Raw genomic sequence first — 23931 nt, 5'->3', positions numbered from 1 at the left:
AGATGAGATGATGGCAGCGAAGCGGAAGGTCGCAAAGAAGAAGGCAACGAAAAAGAAGGCAGCGAAAAAGAAGGCAGCAAGGAAGAAGGTCTCGACGAGGAAGCGAAGCACCTCCGGCCCGGCCCCTGTCCAGGTTGCAGAGAGCACTGACGATGTTCAGCGTCTATTGAAGGTCTTGTGCGATACCGGCAAGCTCATCGAGGTACGGATGGCTGCGCTGCAATCGCTCGGTGCGGCGGCTTTTAGCGTCCCCAATTTCGAATCCGTCAGTGCGGACTACATTGCGGCCTTACGCGAGGTCTCGACCGATTCTCATGAGCAGCTACGGCGGCGTTCGCTCGGCATTCTCATGCGCAACAAGGATGGATTTGCGCAAAAGAAGCTCCTGGACGGCCTGAAGAATCCCGCCAAGGCGCTGCTTCCGCCGGAGAAAGCGCTTCAGCTTCTCGGCAACGACGCTCATGCCGGAGCGTATTCGGTGGCGCGCGCGATCGTGAAGAAGCCGCCGAACCAGGACGCGAAGCGTGAGGCATTGCGTCTGCTGGCGGCAGACGTCAAGTCGGCGCCGATGTTCGAGAAGGTGCTCCGCGACAAGAAGGAGTTGCGTGAAAATCGGCAGATCGCAGCCTCTGCATTGCACTCGCTGAATCCCCAAAAGCTGCAGCAGCAGGCACTCAAGATCCTGAAGGACAAATCGGACTATTCGGATATCAAGGCCACCAGCTTGACCGCGCTGGAGCAATTCGGCGATGACGCCAAGTTGGCCAAGGACAAGGCCCTGATGCTGAGCGTCACTCGCTTCAACTCGTCCAAGACGCCCGCGAAATACAGGCAGTCCGCGCGCCGTTTCCTCAGCAAATACGATCGGTAGAATGCCCGCTTCCGGCGACGCAACGAGCGTGATGTCCGAGGACCGATTTGCCGATCTGGTCGGCATGCTCTCTGCCGATCCGGTCGGTGGTGCGGAACTCACGGACCTCCTGCGCGAAGAGCATCCTGTCTACGCCGGGCGAGGGACAGCGACGGTCGTCCAGATGCGAGGTTGGATTCTGCTTGCCCTGGCGCGGATCGGACTGTCGGATCAGGCACTGATCTTCGTGCTCGAAGAGCTGGATACGGGCATCGATGCCTACCTGATCGCCGCCGCGGCGCGCGCATTGCGTTGCTATCCGAAGCCGAACGAGGCCTTTGCGCCCTTTGTCGCGCGGGCGCTCGACCGGATTCGATTCCACGACGAGCCGGTTTCGTTCGAGAGGTACGGCGAGTATGCGACCTCATCCACCGGGACCAGCGCGGTATCGGAATTGCTGGCCGCCCTGGCCTGGCTCGGTCCGAACGCGCTAGCGGTTCAACCCCAGCTCGAGAGCTGGCGCGCGGAGCACGGTCTGTCACGGAAGTTGCGGCTCGATCTCGACCGGACCCTGCAGGCCATCCGAGAGCCCGACCGCGCCATTCCTTCATGCTGCGGTGGCTTGCCAGCGGCCGGAAGCGTCTCGATCAGGGGAGCGACGGAAAGCCGGGAGCCCAGCTCGATCAATTTCGTCCTGATGCAAGATCAAGACGGGAAGTCGCTGAGGTTCCTTGAGTTCTTCGGAGGCAAGCCTGCGATCGTGGTCTTTTTCTATACCCGCTGCGACAATCCGATGAAGTGCTCGCTCACCGTCACGAAGCTGGCGCGCATCCAGGCATTGCTTGGCGCGCGGGGTCTCGCAGGACGGATCCGGACGGCTGCGATCACGTATGATCCGGAGTTCGATCGGGCCGAACGCTTGCGGGTGTATGGCCAGGACCGTGCCGTGCGCACGGATGAGGATCATCGGATGCTACGGGCCGTCGAGGGGAATGACGCGTTGCGCTCGTATTTCGAGCTTGGTGTCAATTTTGGTGAAGCGCTCGTGAACCGTCACCGTATCGAGCTCTTCATTCTTGATCCCACAGGACGGATCGCGGTGTGCTTCGAACGTCTTCAATGGGATGAGGAGCAGATCGTGGCTCGCGCCGTCGAGACGCTGAATGGTTTCGAACCGCGCTAGCCACGCTTCGGCGAAGGCGCAGGCAGCCGCTGCTCTCGGCGCTGGAAGCGTCGCCAGTGCAGCACGATGCCGATCAGCAGCGCCGGCACGAAGCCGAGCGCGATCAGGAAATGCGGCAGCTGCTTCGGCGAGATGAGGGCGATGGCGATGTCCGAGATCAGCCACAGCGCTGCGAACATCACCGCAAAATCCGTTCGCGGGCAGCGCAGGTAATAGAACACGGCGGTGACGACGATGGCGGGGCCGATCGCGACGCCGATCATGATCGCCGTGAGCTCCTTCGGCGTCAGCGCGTCGAGCACCATCGACGCCAGCAGCCAGAGTGCGGCGAACATGGCGACGATGTCGAGCGGATGCCGCAATCCATTTCCTCTCGCGAAGGCGCGCTATCGTTGTGGCCGGAACTGCGGCCGTCAAGTCAAAATGAGCTTATTCCTCGTCGCTTCCAGGCGTCGGACGCAGCATGAAGTGGCCGAAAGCGGTGGCGATCGGCTTGGTCGCATCGTCCTGCCAGGCCCGCGCCTCGAAGGCGACGATGCGTCGGCCCTGCTTCACGATCGAGACGTCGGCAAACGTGTCGAGCGCGCGTCCGGAGCGCAGATAATTGACGGTGAGGCCGATTGGCTTGGGCGGCGCCGCAGTGCCGAGCTCGCGCGCCACTCCGATGATCGCCGTGGTCTCGAGGAAGGCGCCGGTCATGCCGCCGTGGATCGCGGGCAGGATCGGATTGCCGATGATCTGCGGCGAGAACGGCATCGTCAGCGTGCCGTCATCGTTGACGCGGATGCCGAGCGCGCGCGCGAACGGGCTGCGCGCGAACGGCCCGTCCGGATCCTCCGGCGCCTCCAGCGTCGGGATGCTGCGCGCATCCATCCGGCGGTCGGCGAGCATGTTGGTGCGGTTGGCGCCGATCATGAAGCAGGCGGTCGCGGTTGCGACCGGATCGACTTCGGACTCCTGATAGGCGGTGGAGCGCACGAAGGCGATCGAGCGCGTGGTGCGGTAGCAGACCGAATGCGCCTTGATGTCGAGGCCGGGCGTCGCCGGCTTCTGGTAGTCGATACGTAGATCGAGGGTTGCGATGGCGCGCGTGCCGTCGAGCGCAAGTTGCACCGCCATGCCGCAGCTCTCGTCCAGCATCGCGGTGACCACGCCGCCATGCAGCACGCCGGTCTCGGTGTCGCCGACGAAGACCGGACGATAGGGCAGGCTGGACCACGCCTCGGCTGGCGCGAAGCGGTCGAGCTGGAGCCCGCTGATATGGCCGTAATCGGAGCGGCGGCCCTTGACGGCGTCGGCGAGTTCCTCGAAGGCAAGCGTGGTCGATCTGGTGCTCATGGCAACGTTCTAGACCAGTGTCGGGCCGCGCAAAACCCCGAATGGACCGCGTACGGGGCGGTTTGGTCTCGACAGGGCGCGCCGAAGCGCCGATGGTGGGCGCTTCGTCGTCGATGAACTGCAAGGAGCGCCCATGGCCGACCCCGAAACGCCCTCGACCGCCCAGGGGCCCGTCACCATTTCCACCTCCAGTGCCGAGCGCGCGCCGATCATCTATTTCGACGGCGCATCCTGCTTTGGCCACCACAATGGCGCGATCCAGATCGAGCTTGCCGCAAACCTGTTGATGCCGGTCGGCGCCGCCGTCAGGGTCGACGTGGTCCAGACCGCGCACTTGCGTTGCAGCGTCGCCGCAGCGCTGGCGCTGCGCGAAGCGCTCGACAAGGCGCTGGCGATGTATCAGCAGGGTCAGAAGCAGCCGGTGGCGGAGGAGATACCGGCGGTGAAGAACTGAGATCGGACTTCAGCTGGCGCGATCCGCGTTCAAGCAGCACTTTTTGAACTTCTTTCCGCTGCCGCAGGGGCAGGGATCGTTGCGGCCGACGCCAAGAAACGGATTGCGTTCGGGATGATAGAAGGTCACTGGCGCCGGTTGCTTCTTCGGACGGGACTCCGGTTTGAAGGACGCCCATGTGGACAGTTCCAGAATCGTGTCGTCGAATAAGGTCAACTCTTTCTCGGCGCGGTACGGCGGCGCATCGGGATTGTCGAGCGTGTACTGCAAATCTTCTTCGAAATCCGCATATGAAAGCCAGGATCTGGCGATGAATTCTTGCGCAAAGGCCCTTTCAACCAGCGGCTTCAAGCTGGAGAGCCCGAGCCAGGCGATCGATTGCTGCCAGCCGGACCAGACGTAACAACAATCTTGCGGCCGAAGCCGGTCGTAGCATTCGCGCAGGAACTGTTCGGACCAGGCGCGCGATACGTCTCCACGCAAGGTCAAGAGTACGATCGCCTCGATCATGCGCGAGCGAACGAATTCGTCGGCATCTTCATCGTGGATGATGTTGCACAGCGGCTGCAAATTGCCGTCGAAGACGGAGGCCATCACGCGGTGGGTCGTCTCGGTGACTGCACCGCCCAGGACCGCATCCACAATGTCGGGGGGCTTGCGCAGGAAATTCGCAAGCACCGGGTAGGCGGCATTCACCCGCCATTCGCCAAGGAGGTGGAAGGCGAAGAACAGCGCTGCATCGTAATTCGTTCGACCAGGCGATCCGACCTCTTCGAAGGCCCGCAGGAAGACGGGAATGACCGAGTCTTTCTGGGCCCTCGCCGCCTGGATCGCTTCTGTGGGAAGACCCTTTTCCTTGTTGAGGCTCTCCAGAATCTCTAAAGCGTCCAACGCGAATTCCTCCGACGGCTCAGTGTGACGTTACCTCATCCCTTCGTCACGTGCACCTTCGCGGTCTTGCCGCCGTTCCACTTGCCGTCGAGGGCGCGCTCGATCTGGGCGGCGAGCTGCAAGAGCAGGCCGTCATTGGCCTGCTTGGCGATCGCCTGGATGCCGAGCGGCAGGCCGTGGTCTTGCGCCGCCATCGGCATCGAGATCGCGGGGATGCCGCAGAGATTGGCGAGCGGCGTGAAGGCGAAGAAGCGCCACAGATTGTCGAACCAGTCGCGCACATCGGGATTGTCGGAGATGGTGAGATATTCTTTTGTGCCGACCTTCGGCGTCGGCAGCGCGGTGATCGGCGTCAGGATCACGTCCCATTGCTCGAAGAAGCTGCCGAAACCGCGCGAGGTCGTGTTGAACACGCCTTGCATCTTGGCCCGCTCGGCGAAGCTGGTGTGGCGCCCGGCTTCCCAGATGCGGATGTTCATGGGCTCGATCAGATCCTCCGGCGGGCTCGTGAGGCCGCGCGCGGCGAGCATGTTGGAGATCACCACCGCAAAGTTCGAGATGTAGCAGGTGGTCTGCGCTTCGAAGGCGGCGGGGAGGTCGATCTCCGGCAGCGCGTAGTCGACGTGATGGCCGAGGCCTTCGAGGAAGCGTCCGGCTTTCTCGAGTTCAGTGGCGATCTCGGGCGCCGCGCTGTAGTTGCCCCATGTGTGCGATAGCGCGATGCGAAGCTTGCCGGGATCGCGCTTGATCATATCGGTGTAAGGCTGCGCCGTGGTCCAGAACGGCATGAACTCGCCGGGCGCAGGCCCGCGCGCATGATCGACGAAGGCGGCGGTGTCGCGCACGCTGCGTGACTGGCAGCCCTGGATCGAGACGAGGCCGGTGAGGTCGGACATGTGCGGCGCCAGCGAGAACACGCCGCGCGAGACCTTCAGCCCGATATTGCCGTTGACGCCGGCGGGAATGCGGATCGAGCCGCCGCCGTCGGTCGCATGCGCGATCGGCACCACGCCCGCCGCGACCATCGCGGCGCTGCCCGCCGACGAGCCGCAGGTGGTGTAGTCGGTATTCCAGGGATTGCGCGTGACGTAGACGGCCGGGTTGTCGGCCGACGAGCACACGCCGAATTCCGGCGTCGTGGTGCGTCCGATCAAATTGAGCCCCGCCTGCCGGAATTTACCGGTGAGGAACGTGTCGGCGCTGGCGCGATTGCCGCGCATCAGCAGCGAGCCCATCTCCTGCAGCCGGCCCTTCATGGTCGGTCCTAAGTCCTTCATCAGGAAGGGCAGGCCGGCGAAGGGACCTGCGAGATTGGCGCCGTCCTTGGCGGGATCGGCGATCACGTCCTCGAACAGTTCGACCACGCCCGACAGCGCCGGATTGACCTTGGCAACGCCCGCGGCGGCCATGCGCGCCAGCTCCTTTGCCGTCAGCTCGCCCTTGCGGACGCGCCCCGCCAGCGCGACGCCGTCGTGCTGCGCCCATTCATTCCAGCTCATCGGCAAAGTCATGAAGTCAAATCCCCTTGAGGTCGCGGCGTCACCTTTTTCGCAACGGCCCGCGTGAATCAACCGAGCCGCTGCGAGGGGCAGGGTTGCGTGGGGCGGACAGGTCGGGCTGCTGGTTATCAATCCGACAGTCGCGCGATCGCTGCAACCGGGCCGCCGCCGGCCGGCCCCTGATGCTCGGCGCCGCCGGAGACGTAGACTGCACCGGTCCCGGCAAGGCCCGCGATCAGGCCGCCGACCGCTGCGCGCGCGTGGCGTGTCGAGCTGATGTCGGTGTCCTCGAGCATGGTGTGGCGGAGGCCGCGCACGGTGCCGTCGGGAGAGGCCTCCGCCTTGGCGAAGATGTTGACGAGCGTGCGGCCCGCTTGCGGATTTGCACCAAGCCCGACGCTCTCCAATGCCGCGGTCACCGCCGTCGCATCGATGGCATCCTCCATCACGGCATGCCCGATCTCGAACTCGCTCGCTGAAGATACCGAATTGCCGAGCACGATGACGACGTTGTGCATCAGCTCGATCCCCGACGAGGTCGAGGCCACCTTGGAGAACAGATCATAGCGCCGCAGCACGTCCTCGTCGCCGACGTCGGCACCGATCTCGCCGAGCGCGACCGCAACGCCGAGCGCAGACGCACCGCGCGAATAGGCCATCGAGCTGTAAGCATTTGTCGTCGCCGTCGTGTTGCCGCGCGCATTGGCCGCCGCAACACGCTCGCTGGTCAGCAGCGGGCACTTGATCTGCACGAAATGAACATCCGCGGAATCCCCGATGTCGGCATCGGCCATCGCAGCCTGCACGGCCCTGGCTGTCTCGACGATCTGCGCAGAACGCCCGAGCTCTTCCGGCAGAAAATCCCGCGTCTGCGCCATGCCGATGCTGAGGCGCTTGCCGGAGACGCCCGCCGGGCGCTCGTCCCTGTGGCGCGTGAACACCGTGACGTGCGGGCTCAGCACGCCCTCGGTACCGCCGGACATCACGAAGGCGATCCGCTGCTCGACTGCCTCCGGCGACAGGCCGAGCTTTGGCGCCAGCGCTGTGCACAGCGCGGCCACCGCGTATTCCCGGGTAAAATCGTTGACACCGCCATTGCCCTCGGTCTTGCCGAGAACGGCTAGAATGGACGCCGGATCGATCGCGCCTGAAACGATCAGGTCCATCAGGCCGGAGACGTCGCCGGGGCCGGCGGTGGCGATCCTGAAGACGTCGACCGATGTCGTACGCATGATTGGTCCTTGGTTCGGTGGCCCGGCGGGCCCACCAGCCGTGGAACGGGTGCGTGTGTCAAGGTGCAAGTGCGTAGGGCGGATTAGCGAAGCGTAATCCGCCTCCTCTGTCCCCGCGGGACCAAAGCGGCGGATGACGCCTTCGGCCATTCCGCCCTACAAGATCTTGCGTTGCCCGACAGGCAAAACACCCGATCGGCGGGTCAATCCGCAGTCGTGAAAATATTCGTCTTTACAGAATTTCTGATTTATCGCATTCTCCCGCCACCTCATCCCGGTCAGAGGGGCGTATCGCGATCGTCACGAACGTGGGGTGAGCCGTGGTGGACGCCAGTTACACCGGCGCGAAGGGTTTTGCAGGGCGGGCAACCGTGAGCGAAATACCTCGCGCACACGACCGGTGTGATCAGCGTACGGCAAAACCGTGTCGTCCTGACGCCCGGGGTCTGTGCGTCAAGTCTTGCGGTGATGTGGCGGCCCAACCGGGTGCGCGCGTCAGTTATCGGCAAGGCGACGGGGGCAATAGTGCATCGCTCCCCGGGGAGAGCTCGGCATAAGCCGTAAAACCACTGCGCAGGGAAGGCCGGATGTTTGGCTTCACCTGTATGCCGCTGTGCAGCCTCTTGTAGCGCAACCTTCGCACAGTGGACCGTGGGTGCCCGGCCGGCACCCGGTCTTCCCTGCGCCCTCTGACAATGGGGGTGGAGTGACCAGGCAAAGCTCGGGCGATATGAGCCGCGAGGATGCGAAGGCATGTCCACACACTCGGTGTCATCGCCCGGATTGACCGGGCGATCCAGTGCGCCGTGATGGCTTTGATTCAACCGAGGGGCCGCAGCGTACTGGATTCCCCGCCTTCGCGGGGAATGACAGCGCCACTTGGCGAGCGAGCTATCGCCTCATACTCCGTCATTGCGAGCGCAGCGAAGCAATCCAGAGTCGTTCCGCCGAGGGATTCTGGATTGCTTCGCTGCGCTCGCAATGACGAGGAGGAGAGAGACAATCCTGAACCCCCGCTCTCGTGCCCGGCTCTGCACCGCATCGCTGGCGCGCTGCGGCGCGTCCGGGACACGGGAGCGCGGCCGCAAATCGACGAATGTGGCGAGATCGCATCGGTCGAGCAAAAAAATCCTCTGTCGACGATTGCGCGGCGCACCTTGATGAATCAACCTTTGTTGGTCCATAAGCGGCGTCCCGCGGCCGGTGGTTCGCCCCCGCGCTTGCGTGCTTGGGAATAGAGGGAATCTCGCGTGGCCAACATCAACCATAAGATTGCGCAGGAGCTTGGGGTTCGTGCCGAGCAGGTCGAGGCGGCGGTGACGCTGCTCGACGGCGGCGCCACGGTTCCCTTCATCGCCCGCTACCGCAAGGAAGCGACCGGTGCGCTCGACGATGCGCAATTGCGCACCCTGGAGGAGCGCCTGGTCTACCTGCGCGAGCTCGAGGACCGCCGCAAGGCCATCCTCGAATCGGTCCGCGAGCAGGGCAAGCTCGATGCGGCGCTCGAGGCCTCGATTCTGGCCGCCGACAGCAAGGCCCGCCTTGAGGACATCTATCTGCCGTTCAAGCCGAAGCGCCGCACCAAGGCGGAGATCGCCAAGGAAGCCGGCCTCGAGCCGCTCGCCAATCAACTGCTGGCGGAGCCCGGCAATGATCCCAAGGTCGTGGCGGAAAGCTTCATCAACGCCGAGAAGGGCGTCGCGGATGCCGCTGCCGCGCTCGACGGCGCCCGCGCCATCCTGGTCGAACGCTTCGACGAGGACGCCGACCTGATCGGGGCGCTGCGCGAGGAGATGTGGACCAATGCGCGAATGGCCTCGAAGGTGCGCGACGGCAAGAAGACCGAGGGCGAGAAATTCGCCGACTATTTCGATTTCTCCGAGCCGCTGACAAAACTGCCCTCGCACCGCATCCTCGCGATGTTCCGCGGCGAGAAGGAAGAGATTCTCGACCTGCAGATTCAGCCCGAGGCGGAAGCGCCGCCGCCGGGCGTGCCGAGCGCCTATGAATTGAAGATCATGAAGCGGTTCGGCATCGCCGACCTCAAGCGCGCCGGCGACCGCTGGCTGATCGACACCGTGCGCTGGGCCTGGCGCACCAAGATCCAGGTGCATCTCAATATCGACCTGCGCATGCGGCTGTGGAATTCGGCCGAGACCGAGGCCGTGCGCGTGTTCGCCTCGAACCTGCGCGACCTGCTGCTGGCCGCGCCCGCCGGCACCCGCGTCACCATGGGGCTCGATCCCGGCTATCGCACCGGCGTGAAGGTCGCCGTCGTCGATGCCACCGGCAAGGTGGTCGACACCACCGCGATCTATCCGCACGAGCCGCAGCGGCAGTGGAACGAGTCGCTGGCGACCCTCGGCCGGCTTGCGATCAAGCACAAGGTCGAGCTGATCGCGATCGGCAACGGCACCGCCTCGCGCGAGACCGACAAGCTCGCGACCGAGCTGGTCAAAGGTTTGCCCGAGCTGAAGATGAACAAGATCGTGGTGTCCGAAGCCGGCGCATCGGTCTATTCGGCCTCGGCCTTCGCCTCGGAGGAGCTGCCCGGCCTCGACGTCACCCTGCGCGGCGCTGTCTCGATCGCGCGGCGCCTGCAGGACCCGCTCGCCGAGCTCGTCAAGATCGAGCCCAAGGCGATCGGCGTCGGCCAGTATCAGCACGACCTTGGCCAGGCCAAGCTGGCCAAATCGCTCGATGCCGTGGTCGAGGATTGCGTGAACGCGGTCGGCGTCGACGTCAACACCGCCTCCGCGCCGCTGCTGGCGCGCGTCTCGGGCGTCGGCTCCGGCCTTGCCGCGAGCATCGTGGCGCATCGCGACGCCAACGGCCCGTTCAAGTCGCGCAAGGCGCTCAAGGACGTGCCGCGGCTCGGGCCGAAGGCGTTCGAGCAGTGCGCGGGCTTCCTGCGGATCCTGGGCGGCGAGGATCCGCTCGACGCCTCCGGCGTGCATCCGGAAGCCTATCCCGTGGTGCGCCGGATTCTCGAAGCGACCAGGAGCGACATCAAGGCGCTGATCGGCAACAGCGATGTTGTGCGTACCTTGAAGCCGAAGGATTTTGTCGACGAGACCTTCGGCCTGCCGACCGTCACCGACATCCTGCGTGAGCTGGAAAAGCCCGGCCGCGACCCGCGCCCTGCGTTCAAGGCGGCGGTGTTCAAGGAAGGCGTCGAGGAGATCAAGGATCTCAAGAAGGGCATGATCCTCGAGGGCACCGTGACCAACGTCGCCGCCTTCGGCGCCTTCGTCGACATCGGCGTGCACCAGGACGGCCTCGTGCACATCTCGGCGATGTCCAAGACCTACATCAAGGATCCGCGCGAGGTGGTGAAGCCCGGCGACATCGTCAAGGTGAAGGTGCTGGACTTCGAGGTCGCCCGCAAGCGCATCTCGCTGACGCTGCGCCTCGACGACGAGGTCGGCGCAAAGAAGGACGCCCCCGGCATGCAGCGCGACAACAATCAGCGCAACCCGTCACGCATGACATCGTCCGCGCCGCGCAAGCAGGAGTCCTCGGGCGGCGGCGCACTCGCCGAAGCGCTGCGCCGCGCGGCTGAGAAGAACAACGGCAAGCGGGCGTGAGTTCCGGAGCTCTCTCCGCAGAAGAGCGCGGAGAGGCAGGATCGCGTCCTATCCACGTCATTGCGAGCGCAGCGAAGCAATCCAGAATCCCTCCGCGGAAAGAGTCTGGATTTGCTTCGCTGCGCTCGCAATGACGCGGAGAGAGTGGTGCGTTGCCCCTCAAAGCTCGATCACGCCGCGCCGCGCCGCATGCGCCACTGCATCGGTGCGGCCGGTGGCGTCGAGCTTGTCGAGCAGCGAGCCGACGTGGAATTTCACGGTGTGCACGGAGATGCCGAGCTGCCGCGCGATCATCTTGTTGGAGGCGCCCTCGGCCATCAGCGCCAGCACGTCGAGCTCGCGCTGCGTCAGCGCGATGTCCGCAGGGCTGATGCGCGGATCGCGGGCGACGATCGTCGCGGCCGCATGCTCGCCGGGGGCGGCGAGGCGAATCCCGCCGACATTGCCGAGCAGGGCCGACAGGCGATCGGCGAGGGCGGGATCGTCGATCTCGAGGGCGAGCACGATCTCGGCCGTGCTGTCCGCGCTCACGCCTCCGGCCTTTCGCCGACCGTGACCTCGAAGCTGACCGGCTCGCCGCCACGGTGTACGGCGATGTCGACCACCGCTCCGACGCTCGCAGGTCCCAGCGTCCGCGACAATGCGCGCACGCCCGACAGTTTCTGGCCGTTGACCGCCACGATCACGTCGCCCTGGCGAATGCCGGCCGCGGCCGAAGGCCCGGTCTTGTCGACATTCATCACCATGGCGCCGATACCGTCGTCGAGCCGCACCGGCTGCAGCCCGAGGCCGAGATAGCCGCGCGCGATGCGGCCGCGCGCCTCGAGCTGCGGCGCGACACGCTCGATCGTCGCGGTCGGGATCACCAGCACACGCCGCGGTCCGAGCACGGCCATGCCGAAGGCTTCGCCCGACGCATCGAGCGCGAGCCCGCCCTGCTGGCTGCCGCGGAGGCGGACGTCGAGCTCGATCCGCGCGTCGATGTCGCCGCCGCGCAAGGAGCGCCAGCTCTTGCCGGACGCCGACACCATCCCGAGCGCCGCGCTCGGTGTCTCCCGATTGGTCGCGACCACGACCGACAAGGCGCCCAGCGGCGGGACGGTTGCGGCGAGCTTGACCGGCGCGATGGCGGCCTCCATGCGCAAGAGCGCGATATCGGTCGTATGGTCGCGGCCGACGATCGCAGCGGCCGCTGTGCCGCCGTCCGCAAGGCCGATCTCGACCGCGCCCTCGTCGGCCAGCGCCTCATCGGCGGTGACGATCAGGCCGGGCTTCCAGGCAAAGCCGGTCGCGCGCGAGCGATGCGAATAGACGGAGACGACGGACGGCGCGGTGCGCGCCACAATGTCTGCAAGCGCGGACGATAGCGAAGACAGCGGAGTTGAATCGGTCATGGCAGGCTCCTGTAGCTGCCCTCAATTTGGGACCTCGCAGGCGCTTGCGAAACTGGCCGGTTGGCCAGGACGTGGCGGATGGCCGGGCCTCCGTAGGAACACGGCCGACGAACATGTGATTGGGAGCCCCTCACGCGAACGTGTAGCAATCGGCCCGACATTGCGCCCCACGGCCTCAACCATTTCAGCGAGCCCCGACCGATGACCATCGACCTCACCCGCCGCACCCTGCTGCAGCTCGCCGGCGCCACCTCGCTCGCGATGGCCGCCGCGGCCGCGGCCCGTGCCGAGGGCACAGCGCAGGGCGGCGGCCCGACCTTTGCCAGCCGCACGCCGATGCGGGTCGGCATGGTCACGCTTCGGGTGAGGAATCTCGACAAGGTTGCGGACTATTACCGCGACGTGATCGGCCTCACCGTGATGGAGCGCTCGGCCGCCTCAGCCAGGCTCGGTACATCAGGCCTCACGCTGCTGGTGCTGGAGGCTCGGCCCGATGCCGCGATCGAGCCGCGCAACGCCGCCGGCCTCTACCACACCGCGTTCCTGATGCCGACGCGCAAGGACCTGGCGCGCTGGCTTGTGCACGCCGCCTCGCACCGCGTCCCGTTGTCGGGCTTCGCCGATCACCTCGTCTCCGAATCCGTCTATCTCGACGACCCCGAAGGCAACGGCATCGAGGTCTATGCCGACCGCGACCCCTCGCAATGGCAATGGAGCGAGGGCAGCGTCAAGATGGCGACCGATGAGCTCAACATTCCCGACCTGTTGTCGCTGACCAACCCGCGCGTGCCTGATTACGCCAAGGCACCGGAGGGCATGCGCATCGGCCACATGCATCTGCGGGTCGGCGATCTCGCCCAGGCCGAGAGCTTCTATCACGGCACGATCGGCCTCGACCCGACTCGGCGCCGCAACGGCGCAGCGTTCCTGGCGTCGGGCCGCTACCACCATCACCTCGGCATGAACGTCTGGCAGAGCCAGGGCGCCGGCCAGCGCGACGATCAGATGACCGGTCTTGCCTGGTTCTCGCTGGTGATGGCGAAGCCGGAGCTGCTCGCCGCGCAGGAAGAACGCCTGCGCAAGGGCGGAGCGAAAGTCACCGCGCTCGCGGATGGGGTCGAGGCGGTCGATCCCTGGGGCACGCGGGTACGCCTGCTCAAGGTTTGATCGCCGGGGCGGGCATTGCTAATACCCGTGGGGTGCCAGCAGCTTTCCGGAAGCCTCCGACATGTCCGAATTCCACGGCGTCTTTCCCTATCTCGTCTCACCCGTCGATGCCGATGGCACGGTGCGAACCAACGTACTGGCAAAACTCTGCGACGACCTGATCGGCGCCGGCGTGCACGGGCTGACGCCGCTGGGCTCGACCGGCGAATTCGCCTATCTCGATGCCGCGCAGCGCACCGCGATCGTGGAGACCACGATCGAGGCAGCGAAAGGTCGCGTGCCGGTTGTCGCCGGTGTCGCCTCCACCTCGACCGCGGATGCGGTGGCGCAGGCGAGAACGTATCAGAAGCTCGGCGCCGACGGCATCCTGGCGATCCTGGAGGCGTATTTCCCGCTGGCTGATGCGCAGGTCGAATCCTATTTCCGCGCCATCGCCGATGCCGTCGACATTCCCGTCGTCATCTACACCAATCCGCAATTCCAGCGCTCCGATCTCACCCTCGACCTCATCGCGCGCCTCGCCGAGCATCCGCGCATCGGCTACATCAAGGATGCCTCGACCAACACCGGCCGGCTGCTCTCGATCATGAACCGCTGCGGCGATTCCTTGCGCGTGTTCTCGGCGTCCGCCCATATTCCGGCCGCGGTGATGCTGATCGGCGGCCGCGGCTGGATGGCGGGACCTGCCTGCATCATCCCGCGCCAGAGCGTGATGCTCTACGAGCTCAGCAAGGCCGCCCGCTGGGACGAGGCCATGGCGCTGCAGCGCCGGCTGTGGCGGATCAACGAGGCCTTCGCCCGCTTCAACCTCGCGGCCTGCATCAAGGCCGGCCTTGCGATCCAGGGCTATGACGTCGGCGACCCCGTCCCGCCGCAGGCCCCGCTGACCGCCGAGGCGCGCAAAATCGTGGAAACGGCGCTGCGCGAGCTGGAATAGCTCGCCACGCGGCAATATGCCCCGTGCGGGAGCCAAAAAAGCGACCCACCTGCGCAGTTAAGAAACTTCCGCCCGTTTGCGACGTTGCTGCGTAAGCGAGATCCTGCCGCTCCATGCACGTGCATCTCAGGGCCCGCATTCAGCACAAGACACGGTGATCACCAATGAATCGTCGCTATGCGATTGCCGCGGCAGCCTTCGCCGCCCTGCTGCTCGCCGTCACGGCCGCGAAGATCCTGCATGTCCCCGTCTCGTATGTCCCATGGGCGGCGCCCTCCGCACGTGCCGTCGAGCAACGCGGCCCGCTGTCGGACGGCGAGAAGGCGACCATCGACATCTTCGAGCGCGTGTCGCCGTCGGTCGTTCAGGTTGCGGTCAGGTCGGCGGCAAGTCCTCTCATGGGCGAGGAGAGCCAGGGCGGTGGTGGCGCTTCCGGCACGGGATTCGTCTGGGACCGCGACGGTCATCTGGTGACGAACAATCACGTCATCGCCAGTGGCGGCGAGATCGCCGTGCGCTTTGCCTCGGGAGAAGTGGCCCAGGTCGACCTGGTCGGCACGGCGCCCAATTACGATCTCGCGGTGCTGCGCATCCGCAGCGTGCGCCAGCTTCCAGCGCCGATCGCGCTCGGCAGTTCGAACGACCTGAAGGTCGGGCAATCCGCCTTCGCGATCGGCAATCCCTTCGGGCTGGATCAGTCGATGACCTCCGGCATCATCAGCGCGCTGAAGCGCCGGCTCCCGACCCATGGCGGCCGGGAGATCGCCAACGTCATCCAGACCGATGCCGCGATCAACCCCGGCAATTCGGGCGGGCCGCTATTGGATTCCGCCGGCCGGCTGATCGGCGTCACGACCGCGATCATCTCGCCGTCCGGATCGAACGCCGGCATCGGCTTCGCGGTGCCGGTCGACGTCGTGAACCGGATCGTGCCCGAGCTGATCCGCAATGGCCGGGTGCCGACCCCTGGCATTGGCATCGTCGCCGCCGGCGAGGATGTCGCGACGCGGCTTGGCGTCGAGGGGGTGATCGTGGTGCGCACCGCCCCCGGCAGTCCTGCCGAGCGAGCCGGCATTCGCGGCGTCAACTTTTCGACGGGCGCGGTCGGAGACATCATCACCGCGGCCGAAGGCAAGCCGGTGCGGCGCCTTGCCGACCTGACCGATGCGCTCGAGCAGGCCGGGGCCGGAAAGACCGTCCGGCTCACGGTCAAGCGCGGCTCCGACAGCCGCGATGTCAATGTCGGCATCGTCGATATCGACCGGTCCTAGCCGCCCAATCCGCCCCCGCAAGGGGCCTTGATGCGCATTGCAGATGTGCCGGGGCTCGGTTGTCTGGCGCGCAAAATCGGTTAAAACCGCCGCGGTCGTTTTCCCGATCTCGAGGATACAGCGGAATGAACATTCTTCCCGGCAATTTGCGTTTCGGAGCGGGGCAGCCCGTCAAGCGTTTGGAAGACCAGAGGCTGCTCACCGGGAAGGGACAGTTCATCGACGACAAGCCGGCCGACGGCGCGCTGTGGTTGCACGTGCTGCGCTCGCCGCATGCCCACGCGAAGATCGTCTCGATCGACACTAGCGCCGCGGCTTCGATGCCGGGCGTCACTGCGATCTACACTGGCGCGGATCTGATCAAGGACGATATCGGCACCATCCCGACCTTGAGCATCTTCAAGCGCCCGGACGGCACGCCGATGACGGTGCCGCCGCGCCGGCTGCTCGCCCACGAGGTCGTGCGCTATGCCGGCGAGGCCGTGGCCGCGGTGGTGGCGTCATCGCGCGCGGAGGCGCAGAATGCGGCCGAGGCGATCGTGGTCGAATACGACGTGCAGCCCGCTGTGGTCGATCCCGTCGAGGCCGTAAAGCCCGGCGCGCCCGTGGTGTGGCCGGAGGCGCCCGACAACATTGTCGGCGCGATGTCATACGGCGATGCCGTCAAGGTCGACGAGGCCTTCGCCAAGGCCGCGCATACGGTCGAGCTCGATATCGTCAGCCAGCGCCTCGTGCCGTCCGCGATGGAGCCGCGCTCGACCATCGCGGAGATCGACAAGAAGACCGGCCGCCTCCTGCTGCACGTGCAGTCGCAGACCCCTGCTTCGACCCGCGACGTGCTGGCGGAAGCCGTGCTCAAGCGCCCGAAGGACAGCGTGCGCGTGCTGGTCGGCGACATCGGCGGCGGCTTCGGCCAGAAGACCAACCTCTATCCCGAAGACGGCATCGTCGCCTACGCCGCGACCAAGCTGAACAAGAAGATCCGCTGGCGCGGCGACCGCACCGACGAATTCGTCGGCGGCACCCACGGCCGCGATCTCACGTCCACGGCGTCGTTCGCGCTGGACGAGAAGGGCAAGGTGCTGGCCTATCGGGTCAAGTCGATCGGCTGCACCGGGGCCTATTCCTCGGGCGCGGCCAATATCATCCCGCTGGTGCTCGGGCCGTTCGTGCAGACCGGTGTCTACGACCTGCCGCTGGTGCATTTCGAAGTGAAGACCGTGATGACCCACACCGCGCCGGTCGGGGCCTATCGCGGCGCCGGCCGTCCCGAGGCGGTCTTCATCGTCGAGCGCCTGTTCGACGCCGCCGCACGCAAGATTGGCATGGATCCGCGCGCGATCCGGAAAGCCAACTACATCAAGCCGGCGCAGCTGCCCTACACCAATGCGGCCGGCCAGGTCTACGATTCCGGCGCCTTCGCGCACATGCTCGACCGCGCCGTGAAGCTTGCCGACTGGGACGGCTTTGCCGCGCGCAAGAAGGCGGCGAAGAAGAAGGGCCTGCTCTACGGCCGCGGGCTCACCTCCTACATCGAGTGGACCGGCGGCCGCGCGCACACCGAAAAGGTCACGCTGCAAGCGACCTCGCAAGGCCGCGTCGTGCTGCATTCCGGCACCATGGCGATGGGGCAGGGGCTGCAGACGACCTACACCCAGATGATCTCCGACACGCTCGGTATTCCCATGGACAAGGTCGACGTCGTCCAGGGCGACACTGATCTTGCCATGGGTTTCGGCAGCGTCGGCTCGCGCTCTCTGTTCGTCGGCGGCACGGCCGTTGCGGTCTCTTCCAACGATCTGATCCAGAAGGCGCGCGAGAAGGCGGCGAACGTGCTGGAGACCTCGGTCGAGGACATCGAATATCAGGGAGGCATGCTCACGGTCGTCGGCACCGACCGCCGCATCAGCCTGTTCGATCTCGCCGAGAAGGAGAGCGGCGCCAAGCTCAGCGTCGATTCCGAAGGCGAGGTCGACGGGCCGAGCTGGCCCAACGGCACGCATATTTGCGAGGTCGAGATCGACCCCGAAACCGGCGTCTCCAAGGTCGTGCGCTACACCACGGTCGACGACGTCGGCGTCGCCGTGAACCCGATGCTGGTCACCGGCCAGATCCACGGCGGCGTGGCGCAAGGCATCGGCCAGGCGCTGTATGAGGGCGTCTCCTACGATGCCGACGGCCAGCTGCTGACCGCGAGCTACCAGGATTACTGCATCCCGCGTGCCGACGACGTGCCGCCGATCGTGGTGACGCTGGACGATTCCGCGCCCTGCCGCACCAATCCACTCGGCGCCAAGGGCTGCGGCGAATCCGGCGCCATCGGTGGTCCGCCCTGCGTCACCAACGGCGTGATGGACGCACTCGCCGAGCTCGGCATCACCCAGCTGAATACGCCGCTGACGCCGCAGAAGATCTGGCAGGCGATCAGGGACGCGAAGGCGGCGGGGTAGCACTCCCACGTGCACCGTCATTGCGAGCGAAGCGAAGCAATCCAGAATCTTTCCGCGGGGGGACTCTGGATTGCTTCGTCGCAAGAACTCCTCGCGATGACGGCTGATAGGCCGAGCCCTCAAATCCCCAGCATCATCTTCGCGATGATGTCGCGCTGGATCTCCGAGGTGCCGCCGAAGATCGTGTAGGCGCGGCCGTTGAGATATTCCGGCACCACCGTCAGCATTTCCTCAGGGATAACAGGCTCGTGGTTGAGCTTGTAGAGCGGGCGCATCGGCTCGACGGCGAGCGCGTCATGGCCGATCACGTCCGCCCCTAACCGCGTCACAGCCTGGCGGATCTCGCTGTTGCGCAGCTTCAGGATCGACGAAACCGCGCCGGGATTTTGCCCGGTCTGCAGCGCCGAGAGCACGCGCAGCTCCGTCATCTCCAGCGCGTCGATGTCGACCTCGACCTCGGAGATGCGCGTTGCGATATCGGGGCTGTCGATCGCGCGGCCCGTGAGGTCGGACTCGGCGAGGTCCGCGATGGCCTTGAGTCCCTCGCGCAGCTTGGCCGAGGCGATGCCCGCGCCGCGCTCGAACTCGAGCAGATATTTGCCGTAGGTCCAGCCCTTGCCTTCCTCGCCGACCCGGTTGGCCACCGGTACGCGCACGTCGTCGAAGAACACCTGGTTGACCTCGTGGTCGCCGCCGATGGTCAGGATCGGGCGCGTGGTGATGCCCGGCGTCTTCATATCGATCAGGATGAAGCTGATGCCGTCCTGCTGCCGCGGCCCGTCGCTGGTGCGCACCAGCGCGAACATGCGGTTGGCGTGATGGGCGTGCGTGGTCCAGATCTTGGTGCCGTTGATGATGTAATCGTCGCCGTCGCGCACCGCCCGTGTCTTGAGAGACGACAGATCGGAGCCGGAGCCCGGCTCGGAATAGCCCTGGCACCAATAATCCTCGCCGGAGAGGATCCGCGGCAGGTAGAAATTCTTCTGCTCGGGCGAGCCGAACCCGATGATGACGGGTCCGACCATCTTGACGCCCATGACATTCACATTGGGCACGCCGGCCCGCGCGCATTCGGTCTCGAAGATCCAGCGCTGCGCCGGCGTCCAGTCCGGCCCGCCATATTCGACCGGCCAGCCCGGCGCGCCCCAGCCCTGCTTGTGGAGCGCGCGCTGCCAGGCCATGCCGATATCAGGGTCGGAGAACACCGATGGCGTCAGCGCGGTCGCGCGCTTCATCTCCTCGGTGAGGTTCCTGGCGATGAATCCGCGCACCTCGTCCTGGAAGGCGCGCTCCTCGGCATTGAACGACAGGTCCATGATGCGCTCCTTGTTAGGCCGAGATGGCTCTGCGGCCGAGCTCGGCGTGGCGGGCATAGTGATGCGCGCTGCCGCCGAACAGCGTGTCGAAGGCGACCAGCCGCTTGAAATAGGCGCCGACCTCGAGCTCCTCGGTGACGCCCATGCCGCCATGCAGCTGGATCGACTGCTCGCCGACGAAGCGCGCGCATTTGCCGATCTTCGCCTTCGCGCCCGACGCCGCCCGGGCCCGTTCGATCGGCGCGCTATCGGCCTTCAACGCCGCCCGCAGCGCCATCGAACGCGCCTCGTCGACCTGCATCGCCATGTCGGCCAGGCGGTGGCGGATCACCTGGTTGGCGGAGAGCGGCCGGCCGAATTGTTTGCGGATCTTGGTGTAGTCGAGCGTCGTCTCCAGCAGCGTCTGCATGATGCCGACAGCTTCCGCCCCTAACGCGGCCATGGCGCGATCGACCGCCCATTCGATCGCCGGCAGGGCGTCGCTGCCGTCGCCGAGCAGGGCGTCTTCCGGCAGATGCGCGTCGAACAGCTCGATGTTGCAGGCACGTCCGCCGCCGAGACGCGCATAGTCGCTGATGACGAGACCTGACGTGGTCGCCTGCACCAGGAACAGGCCGATCCGTCCCGAGGGGCCCCGATGGTCGTGGATATGGGCGGAGACGATGATCTCGTCGGCGGCATGTCCGTCGAGCACGGCGATCTTGCTGCCGGACAGGCGCCAGCCTTGTGCCGTCTTGTTGGCGCTGGTCGTGACCTTGGCAAGATCGAAACGTGATGCGCGCTCCGAATGCGCGAAGGCAAGCTTCAGCGATCCGTCCGCCACCTTGGGCAGGCTCGCCTGCTTCTGCTCGCTGGTGCCGCATCTGGCGATCAGCGCGGCTCCGAGCACGATTGTAGCGACATAAGGCTCCGACACGAGGCCGCGGCCGAAGGCCTCCATCAGGATGCCGATGTCGACCGCGCCGCCGCCGAGCCCGCCGAACTCCTCGGGAAGCGGCAGTGCCAGCCAGCCGAGCTCGGCGAATTGCTTCCAGACGGCCGGGCTGAAGCCGAGCGGATCGTTGGCCATCCTGCGGCGGTGCTCGGCATCGTAGCTCTCGGCCACGAACCGTTCCGCGCTCTCGCGCAGCAACTTTTGCTCGTCACTGAGATTGAGATCCATCGCGTCTACTCCGCCGCGGCCGGCGGCTTGCGCACGGACGGATGCAGGCCGGATGGATCGACGATCATGCCGAACTCCTGGAGATTGTGGGCGTGGCAGAGTTGATGCAGCGCGAAGGCCTGGTCGATCGCGGCGGGCTGGCCCATGACGTCGACCGAGCGGTTGACCGCCTCCTTGGTCAGCTTCAGCGCGAAGGACGGTTTTGTCGCGATCCGTCGTGCCAGCTCCAGGACGCGCGACGACAGCTCGGCGCGCGGCACGATTTGGTTGACCATGCCGAGCTGGTGCGCCTCCTGCGCGCTCCAGCTGTCGGCGGTGAACAGGAACTCCTTGGCCTTGCGCGCACCCAGCTCCCAGGGATGCACGAACCATTCGACGCCGCAGACGCCCATGGTGACGACAGGATCGCAGAACTGCGCATCGTCGCTGGCGACGATGAGGTCGCAGGCCCAGGCCAGCATCAAGCCGCCGGCGATGCACTTGCCGTGCACCTCGGCAATGGTGGGTTTTGCCAGATTGCGCCAGCGCCGCGTGATCTGGAGATATATTTCCTGCTCCCGCGCGAACCGGCCATGGGCGTTCGGCTCGGCAAAGCCGCCCCAATTTCCAATCGGCGGGAAATCGACCCCTGCGGTATTCCTGTCTCCGGCGCGCAGGTCGTGTCCGGAGGAGAAGTGCGGCCCGTTGCCGGCGAGAATGATCACCTTGACCGCATCGTCCTGCACCGCCGCGTCGAACGCGGCGTTGAGGTCGTAGGTCATTTGCAGGTTCTGCGCGTTGCGCGCCTCGGGCCGGTTCATCACGACACGGACGATTCCCGGCTCCGGCCGTTCCACGAGGATGGTCTCGAACGAGGACATCGCGTTCCCCCTGGTGTTTCCGCTTTTGTTTTGCCGGAGTTGACTATGTCGGCCGGTGCGAGGCAAGAGGCTTGCGTCAGCCGGCTGCTTTTCTCGCGCGCGCAATCTGGTAGTTTGCGTCGGATTCCACCGGGAGAAATTTGATGCGCAAGATCCTGACTGTGCTGGCCGCCCTGGCCTCGCTGAGCCTGACCAATTGCGGCTACAACGCGATCCAGAGCGAGGACGAGCAGATCAAGGCCAATTGGTCCGAGGTCGTGAACCAGTATCAGCGCCGCGCCGATCTCGTGCCCAATCTCGTCAACTCGGTGAAGGGCTTTGCCCAGCAGGAGAAGGACGTGCTGCTCGGCGTCACCAATGCGCGTGCCAAGGTCGGCAGCATCCAGGCGACGCCGGAGGTGCTGAACGATCCCGCCGCGTTCCAGAAATTCCAGGCCGCGCAGGGCGAGCTCTCCAGCGCGCTGTCGCGCCTGCTGGTCGTCACCGAGAACTATCCGCAGCTGAAGTCGGACGCCCTGTTCAAGGACCTGATGTCGCAGCTCGAGGGCACCGAGAACCGCATCACGGTGGCGCGCAACCGCTACATCAAGGCGGTGCAGGACTATAACGTCACCATCCGCTCCTTCCCGAGCAACCTCACCGCGATGATGTTCGGCTACAAGGAGAAGCCGAATTTCTCGGTCGAGAACGAGAAGGCGATCTCGACCGCGCCGAAGGTGGATTTCAATCCGGCACCGGCGCCGTCGAAGTAGCTGCGTTCTGCTTCCGATGCGCGTCGTCAAGGCTTTCCTGCTCGCACTCATGCTGACGTGGTCGTATGCCACGTCAGCCGACGTCGCCGTCCCCCAGCTCACCGGCCGCGTCGTCGATCAGACCGGCACGCTCTCCAGCAGCGACATTGCCTCGCTGTCGCAGAAGCTGCAGGATTTCGAGACGCGCAAGGGCAGCCAGATCGCCGTCCTGATCGTCCCGACCACGCAGCCGGAGACGATCGAGCAATTCTCGATCCGGGTCGCGGAGGCCTGGAAGATCGGCCGCAAGAAGGTCGACGACGGCGCGATCCTCGTCGTCGCCAAGAACGACCGGCATTTGCGCATCGAGGTCGGCTACGGTCTCGAAGGCGCGCTGACCGACGTCACCTCGCGGCGCATCATCGACGAGGATATCACCCCGAAGTTCAGGAGCGGCGACTTCGCCGCGGGCATCGGCGCAGGCGTCGACCGCATGATGCGGGTGATCGACGGCGAGCCGCTGCCGTCACCCTCGCGCAGCGTCAACTTCGCCCACAATCTGGACGATCTCGCACCGATCTTCGCCGTCTCGCTGTTCGCCTCGATCGGCGTCGGCGGGTTCTTCCGCGCGGTCCTGGGGCGGCTGCTCGGATCATTGGTGACCGGCGGCATCATCGCAGCGGTGACCTGGCTCATTCTCGGCTCCGCCGCGCTCGCGGCGGCTGTCGGCGTGCTCGGCTTCGTCGTCGGCTTCATCGCCGATCTGTTTTCGGCGATCACACCAAGCACGGGCCGCTCGCGCGGCGGCTCGTGGTCGAGCGGCTCCTCGGGCGGCTGGAGCAGCGGATCGTCGAGTAGCGGCGGCTTCAGCGGCGGCGGCGGTAGTTTCGGTGGCGGCGGCGCCTCGGGGAGCTGGTAGCCTCATGAGCATCAAGCGCATTGCCCGACATCTCGTGCAGCATCATTGGCGGGCGAAGCAGATCTTTCCGCAAGCGGTGCTCGACCGCATCGAGCAGGCGATCAAGCGCGGCGAAGCCACCCATTCCGGCCAGGTCCGCTTCGTCGTCGAAGGGGCGCTCGACGGCCGTCCGCTGTTCCGCAACCAGCCGGCCCGCGCGCGCGCGCTCGACGTGTTCTCGCACTTACGCATCTGGGACACCGCCCATAACAACGGCGTCCTGATCTATCTCCTGCTTGCCGACCGCGACGTCGAGATCATCGCCGATCGCGGCATCGACGCGAAGGTCGGCGCCGAGGGGTGGGAGACGATCTGCCGCGCGATGGAGGCCGAATTCAGATCGGGCCGGTTCGAACGCGGCGTGATCAGCGGCATCGAGGCCGTCTCGCGCGAGCTGGCAAAGCACTTTCCGAAGCAAGGGCCGCATGCGAACGAGCTGCCGGACGCTCCGGTCGTGATGTGACATGCCATTCCGCCGCTGTTCATCTTGCCCGATTACGAATTGTTGCACGTCGCCACGCCGGTTCCACTTTCCCGGCCCAATTCGGCCCCGGATGAGTTCCTAAAATTTCGGTAAGCGGGTCCCGAGGTAAGGATTTCGCAAGCAATGAAAGTTACCAAAAGGTCAACCGAGACTGGAGTATTTGAGCC

Annotated in this window: 21 protein-coding genes; 11 read left to right on the top strand and 10 right to left on the bottom strand. The window is 65.7% G+C overall.

What is annotated here, in order from left to right; genetic code table 11:
* The first annotated feature begins 208 nt into the window (after window positions 1-208).
* Together BDOA9_RS38685 and BDOA9_RS01140 are read left to right on the top strand one after the other, a co-directional pair.
* Complete coding sequence (locus tag BDOA9_RS38685) at window positions 209-871, top strand: hypothetical protein (protein ID WP_192859534.1); 663 nt, start codon at window positions 209-211, stop codon at window positions 869-871.
* A 1-nt stretch (window position 872) separates the two neighbouring features.
* Complete coding sequence (locus tag BDOA9_RS01140; protein WP_025032111.1) at window positions 873-2033, top strand: SCO family protein; 1161 nt, start codon at window positions 873-875, stop codon at window positions 2031-2033.
* On the opposite strand, the gene BDOA9_RS01135 is transcribed toward BDOA9_RS01140, so the two are convergent.
* Both BDOA9_RS01135 and BDOA9_RS01130 read right to left on the bottom strand, forming a co-directional pair.
* Entirely contained in the window at window positions 2030-2395 is a 366-nt protein-coding gene (locus BDOA9_RS01135) for a hypothetical protein (RefSeq protein WP_025032110.1), read from the bottom strand. The two genes, BDOA9_RS01140 and BDOA9_RS01135, sit on opposite strands and share 4 nt — an antisense overlap.
* A gap of 67 nt (window positions 2396-2462) precedes the next feature.
* Window positions 2463-3371, bottom strand: coding sequence for a PaaI family thioesterase (locus BDOA9_RS01130; RefSeq protein WP_025032109.1), 909 nt, complete (start codon window positions 3369-3371; stop codon window positions 2463-2465).
* 133 nt (window positions 3372-3504) lie between these two features.
* Here BDOA9_RS01130 and BDOA9_RS01125 point away from each other — a divergent pair, with 133 nt between their 5' ends.
* Entirely contained in the window at window positions 3505-3825 is a 321-nt protein-coding gene (locus BDOA9_RS01125) for a hypothetical protein (protein WP_025032108.1), read from the top strand.
* Between the two features lie 9 nt (window positions 3826-3834).
* Here BDOA9_RS01125 and BDOA9_RS39345 read toward each other — a convergent pair whose 3' ends face one another.
* From BDOA9_RS39345 to BDOA9_RS01110, 3 genes are all read right to left on the bottom strand, one after another.
* Complete coding sequence (locus tag BDOA9_RS39345) at window positions 3835-4716, bottom strand: DUF1186 domain-containing protein (protein WP_025032107.1); 882 nt, start codon at window positions 4714-4716, stop codon at window positions 3835-3837.
* Between the two features lie 35 nt (window positions 4717-4751).
* Window positions 4752-6227: an amidase gene (locus BDOA9_RS01115; RefSeq protein ID WP_025032106.1), complete on the bottom strand. Its 1476-nt coding sequence runs from the start codon at window positions 6225-6227 to the stop codon at window positions 4752-4754.
* Window positions 6228-6343: 116 nt separating this feature from the next.
* Window positions 6344-7447 carry a ring-opening amidohydrolase gene (locus BDOA9_RS01110; RefSeq protein WP_025032105.1) on the bottom strand — a complete coding sequence of 368 codons (1104 nt, stop codon included), beginning with the start codon at window positions 7445-7447 and terminating at the stop codon, window positions 6344-6346.
* A 1250-nt stretch (window positions 7448-8697) separates the two neighbouring features.
* On the opposite strand from BDOA9_RS01110, the gene BDOA9_RS01105 reads away from it, so the two are divergent.
* The gene (locus BDOA9_RS01105) at window positions 8698-11034 is read left to right on the top strand and encodes a Tex family protein (protein ID WP_025032104.1); all 2337 of its coding nucleotides are present in this window, start codon (window positions 8698-8700) and stop codon (window positions 11032-11034) included.
* Between the two features lie 159 nt (window positions 11035-11193).
* Here the strand turns inward: BDOA9_RS01105 and BDOA9_RS01100 are convergent, their stop codons facing one another.
* Together BDOA9_RS01100 and BDOA9_RS01095 are read right to left on the bottom strand one after the other, a co-directional pair.
* Complete coding sequence (locus BDOA9_RS01100) at window positions 11194-11565, bottom strand: response regulator transcription factor (protein WP_025032103.1); 372 nt, start codon at window positions 11563-11565, stop codon at window positions 11194-11196.
* Complete coding sequence (locus tag BDOA9_RS01095) at window positions 11562-12428, bottom strand: S1C family serine protease (protein ID WP_025032102.1); 867 nt, start codon at window positions 12426-12428, stop codon at window positions 11562-11564. The genes BDOA9_RS01100 and BDOA9_RS01095 overlap by 4 nt, the downstream gene beginning before the upstream one ends.
* A 201-nt stretch (window positions 12429-12629) precedes the next feature.
* Between BDOA9_RS01095 and BDOA9_RS01090 the strand changes: the two genes are divergently transcribed.
* From BDOA9_RS01090 to BDOA9_RS01075, 4 genes are all read left to right on the top strand, one after another.
* Window positions 12630-13595, top strand: a complete 966-nt coding sequence (locus tag BDOA9_RS01090) for a VOC family protein (protein WP_025032101.1) — start codon at window positions 12630-12632, stop codon at window positions 13593-13595.
* Window positions 13596-13656: 61 nt separating this feature from the next.
* Window positions 13657-14532 (top strand): dihydrodipicolinate synthase family protein, encoded by an 876-nt coding sequence (locus BDOA9_RS01085; protein ID WP_025032100.1) that lies wholly within the window; start codon window positions 13657-13659, stop codon window positions 14530-14532.
* Between the two features lie 164 nt (window positions 14533-14696).
* Window positions 14697-15803 carry a S1C family serine protease gene (locus BDOA9_RS01080; protein WP_025032099.1) on the top strand — a complete coding sequence of 369 codons (1107 nt, stop codon included), beginning with the start codon at window positions 14697-14699 and terminating at the stop codon, window positions 15801-15803.
* A gap of 125 nt (window positions 15804-15928) precedes the next feature.
* Window positions 15929-18253, top strand: a complete 2325-nt coding sequence (locus tag BDOA9_RS01075) for a xanthine dehydrogenase family protein molybdopterin-binding subunit (RefSeq protein WP_025032098.1) — start codon at window positions 15929-15931, stop codon at window positions 18251-18253.
* 119 nt (window positions 18254-18372) lie between these two features.
* On the opposite strand, the gene BDOA9_RS01070 is transcribed toward BDOA9_RS01075, so the two are convergent.
* From BDOA9_RS01070 to BDOA9_RS01060, 3 genes are read right to left on the bottom strand one after another with little or no spacing between them, the layout of a single operon-like run.
* Window positions 18373-19569, bottom strand: a complete 1197-nt coding sequence (locus BDOA9_RS01070) for an acyl-CoA dehydrogenase family protein (protein WP_025032097.1) — start codon at window positions 19567-19569, stop codon at window positions 18373-18375.
* A 13-nt stretch (window positions 19570-19582) separates the two neighbouring features.
* The gene (locus BDOA9_RS01065; protein WP_025032096.1) at window positions 19583-20731 is read right to left on the bottom strand and encodes an acyl-CoA dehydrogenase family protein; all 1149 of its coding nucleotides are present in this window, start codon (window positions 20729-20731) and stop codon (window positions 19583-19585) included.
* Between the two features lie 5 nt (window positions 20732-20736).
* Window positions 20737-21591 (bottom strand): enoyl-CoA hydratase, encoded by an 855-nt coding sequence (locus BDOA9_RS01060; RefSeq protein ID WP_025032095.1) that lies wholly within the window; start codon window positions 21589-21591, stop codon window positions 20737-20739.
* Window positions 21592-21734: 143 nt separating this feature from the next.
* Here BDOA9_RS01060 and BDOA9_RS01055 point away from each other — a divergent pair, with 143 nt between their 5' ends.
* The 3 genes from BDOA9_RS01055 to BDOA9_RS01045 are packed head-to-tail and all read left to right on the top strand — an operon-like array spanning window position 21735 to window position 23743.
* On the top strand, window positions 21735-22343 hold the full coding sequence (locus BDOA9_RS01055; protein ID WP_008563456.1) for a LemA family protein: 609 nt from the start codon (window positions 21735-21737) through the stop codon (window positions 22341-22343).
* Window positions 22344-22359: 16 nt separating this feature from the next.
* Entirely contained in the window at window positions 22360-23241 is an 882-nt protein-coding gene (locus BDOA9_RS01050) for a TPM domain-containing protein (protein ID WP_025032094.1), read from the top strand.
* Window positions 23242-23245: 4 nt separating this feature from the next.
* A complete protein-coding gene (locus BDOA9_RS01045) occupies window positions 23246-23743 on the top strand; it encodes a TPM domain-containing protein (protein WP_025032093.1) in 498 nt (165 codons plus the stop codon).
* Window positions 23744-23931 lie beyond the last annotated feature (188 nt).

The organism is Bradyrhizobium sp. DOA9 (assembly GCF_000617845.2).
Classification (GTDB): Bacteria; Pseudomonadota; Alphaproteobacteria; order Rhizobiales; family Xanthobacteraceae; genus Bradyrhizobium.
Note: the sequence above shows the minus strand (reverse complement) of the source record. Positions and strands in the feature narration are given on the sequence as shown.

Bases quoted from the DNA above. Each gene is read 5' to 3' on its own strand.
- BDOA9_RS38685 (WP_192859534.1), top strand. From the start codon at position 209: ATGGCTGCGCTGCAATCGCTCGGTGCGGCGGCTTTTAGCGTCCCCAAT.
- BDOA9_RS01050 (WP_025032094.1), top strand. From the start codon at position 22,360: ATGCGCGTCGTCAAGGCTTTCCTGCTCGCACTCATGCTGACGTGGTCG.
- BDOA9_RS01090 (WP_025032101.1), top strand. From the start codon at position 12,630: ATGACCATCGACCTCACCCGCCGCACCCTGCTGCAGCTCGCCGGCGCC.
- BDOA9_RS01140 (WP_025032111.1), top strand. From the start codon at position 873: ATGCCCGCTTCCGGCGACGCAACGAGCGTGATGTCCGAGGACCGATTT.
- BDOA9_RS01070 (WP_025032097.1), bottom strand. From the start codon at position 19,569: ATGGACCTGTCGTTCAATGCCGAGGAGCGCGCCTTCCAGGACGAGGTG.
- BDOA9_RS01130 (WP_025032109.1), bottom strand. From the start codon at position 3,371: ATGAGCACCAGATCGACCACGCTTGCCTTCGAGGAACTCGCCGACGCC.
- BDOA9_RS01080 (WP_025032099.1), top strand. From the start codon at position 14,697: ATGAATCGTCGCTATGCGATTGCCGCGGCAGCCTTCGCCGCCCTGCTG.
- BDOA9_RS01085 (WP_025032100.1), top strand. From the start codon at position 13,657: ATGTCCGAATTCCACGGCGTCTTTCCCTATCTCGTCTCACCCGTCGAT.
- BDOA9_RS01075 (WP_025032098.1), top strand. From the start codon at position 15,929: ATGAACATTCTTCCCGGCAATTTGCGTTTCGGAGCGGGGCAGCCCGTC.
- BDOA9_RS01055 (WP_008563456.1), top strand. From the start codon at position 21,735: ATGCGCAAGATCCTGACTGTGCTGGCCGCCCTGGCCTCGCTGAGCCTG.
- BDOA9_RS01065 (WP_025032096.1), bottom strand. From the start codon at position 20,731: ATGGATCTCAATCTCAGTGACGAGCAAAAGTTGCTGCGCGAGAGCGCG.
- BDOA9_RS01110 (WP_025032105.1), bottom strand. From the start codon at position 7,447: ATGCGTACGACATCGGTCGACGTCTTCAGGATCGCCACCGCCGGCCCC.
- BDOA9_RS01045 (WP_025032093.1), top strand. From the start codon at position 23,246: ATGAGCATCAAGCGCATTGCCCGACATCTCGTGCAGCATCATTGGCGG.
- BDOA9_RS01125 (WP_025032108.1), top strand. From the start codon at position 3,505: ATGGCCGACCCCGAAACGCCCTCGACCGCCCAGGGGCCCGTCACCATT.
- BDOA9_RS01115 (WP_025032106.1), bottom strand. From the start codon at position 6,227: ATGACTTTGCCGATGAGCTGGAATGAATGGGCGCAGCACGACGGCGTC.
- BDOA9_RS01095 (WP_025032102.1), bottom strand. From the start codon at position 12,428: ATGACCGATTCAACTCCGCTGTCTTCGCTATCGTCCGCGCTTGCAGAC.
- BDOA9_RS01060 (WP_025032095.1), bottom strand. From the start codon at position 21,591: ATGTCCTCGTTCGAGACCATCCTCGTGGAACGGCCGGAGCCGGGAATC.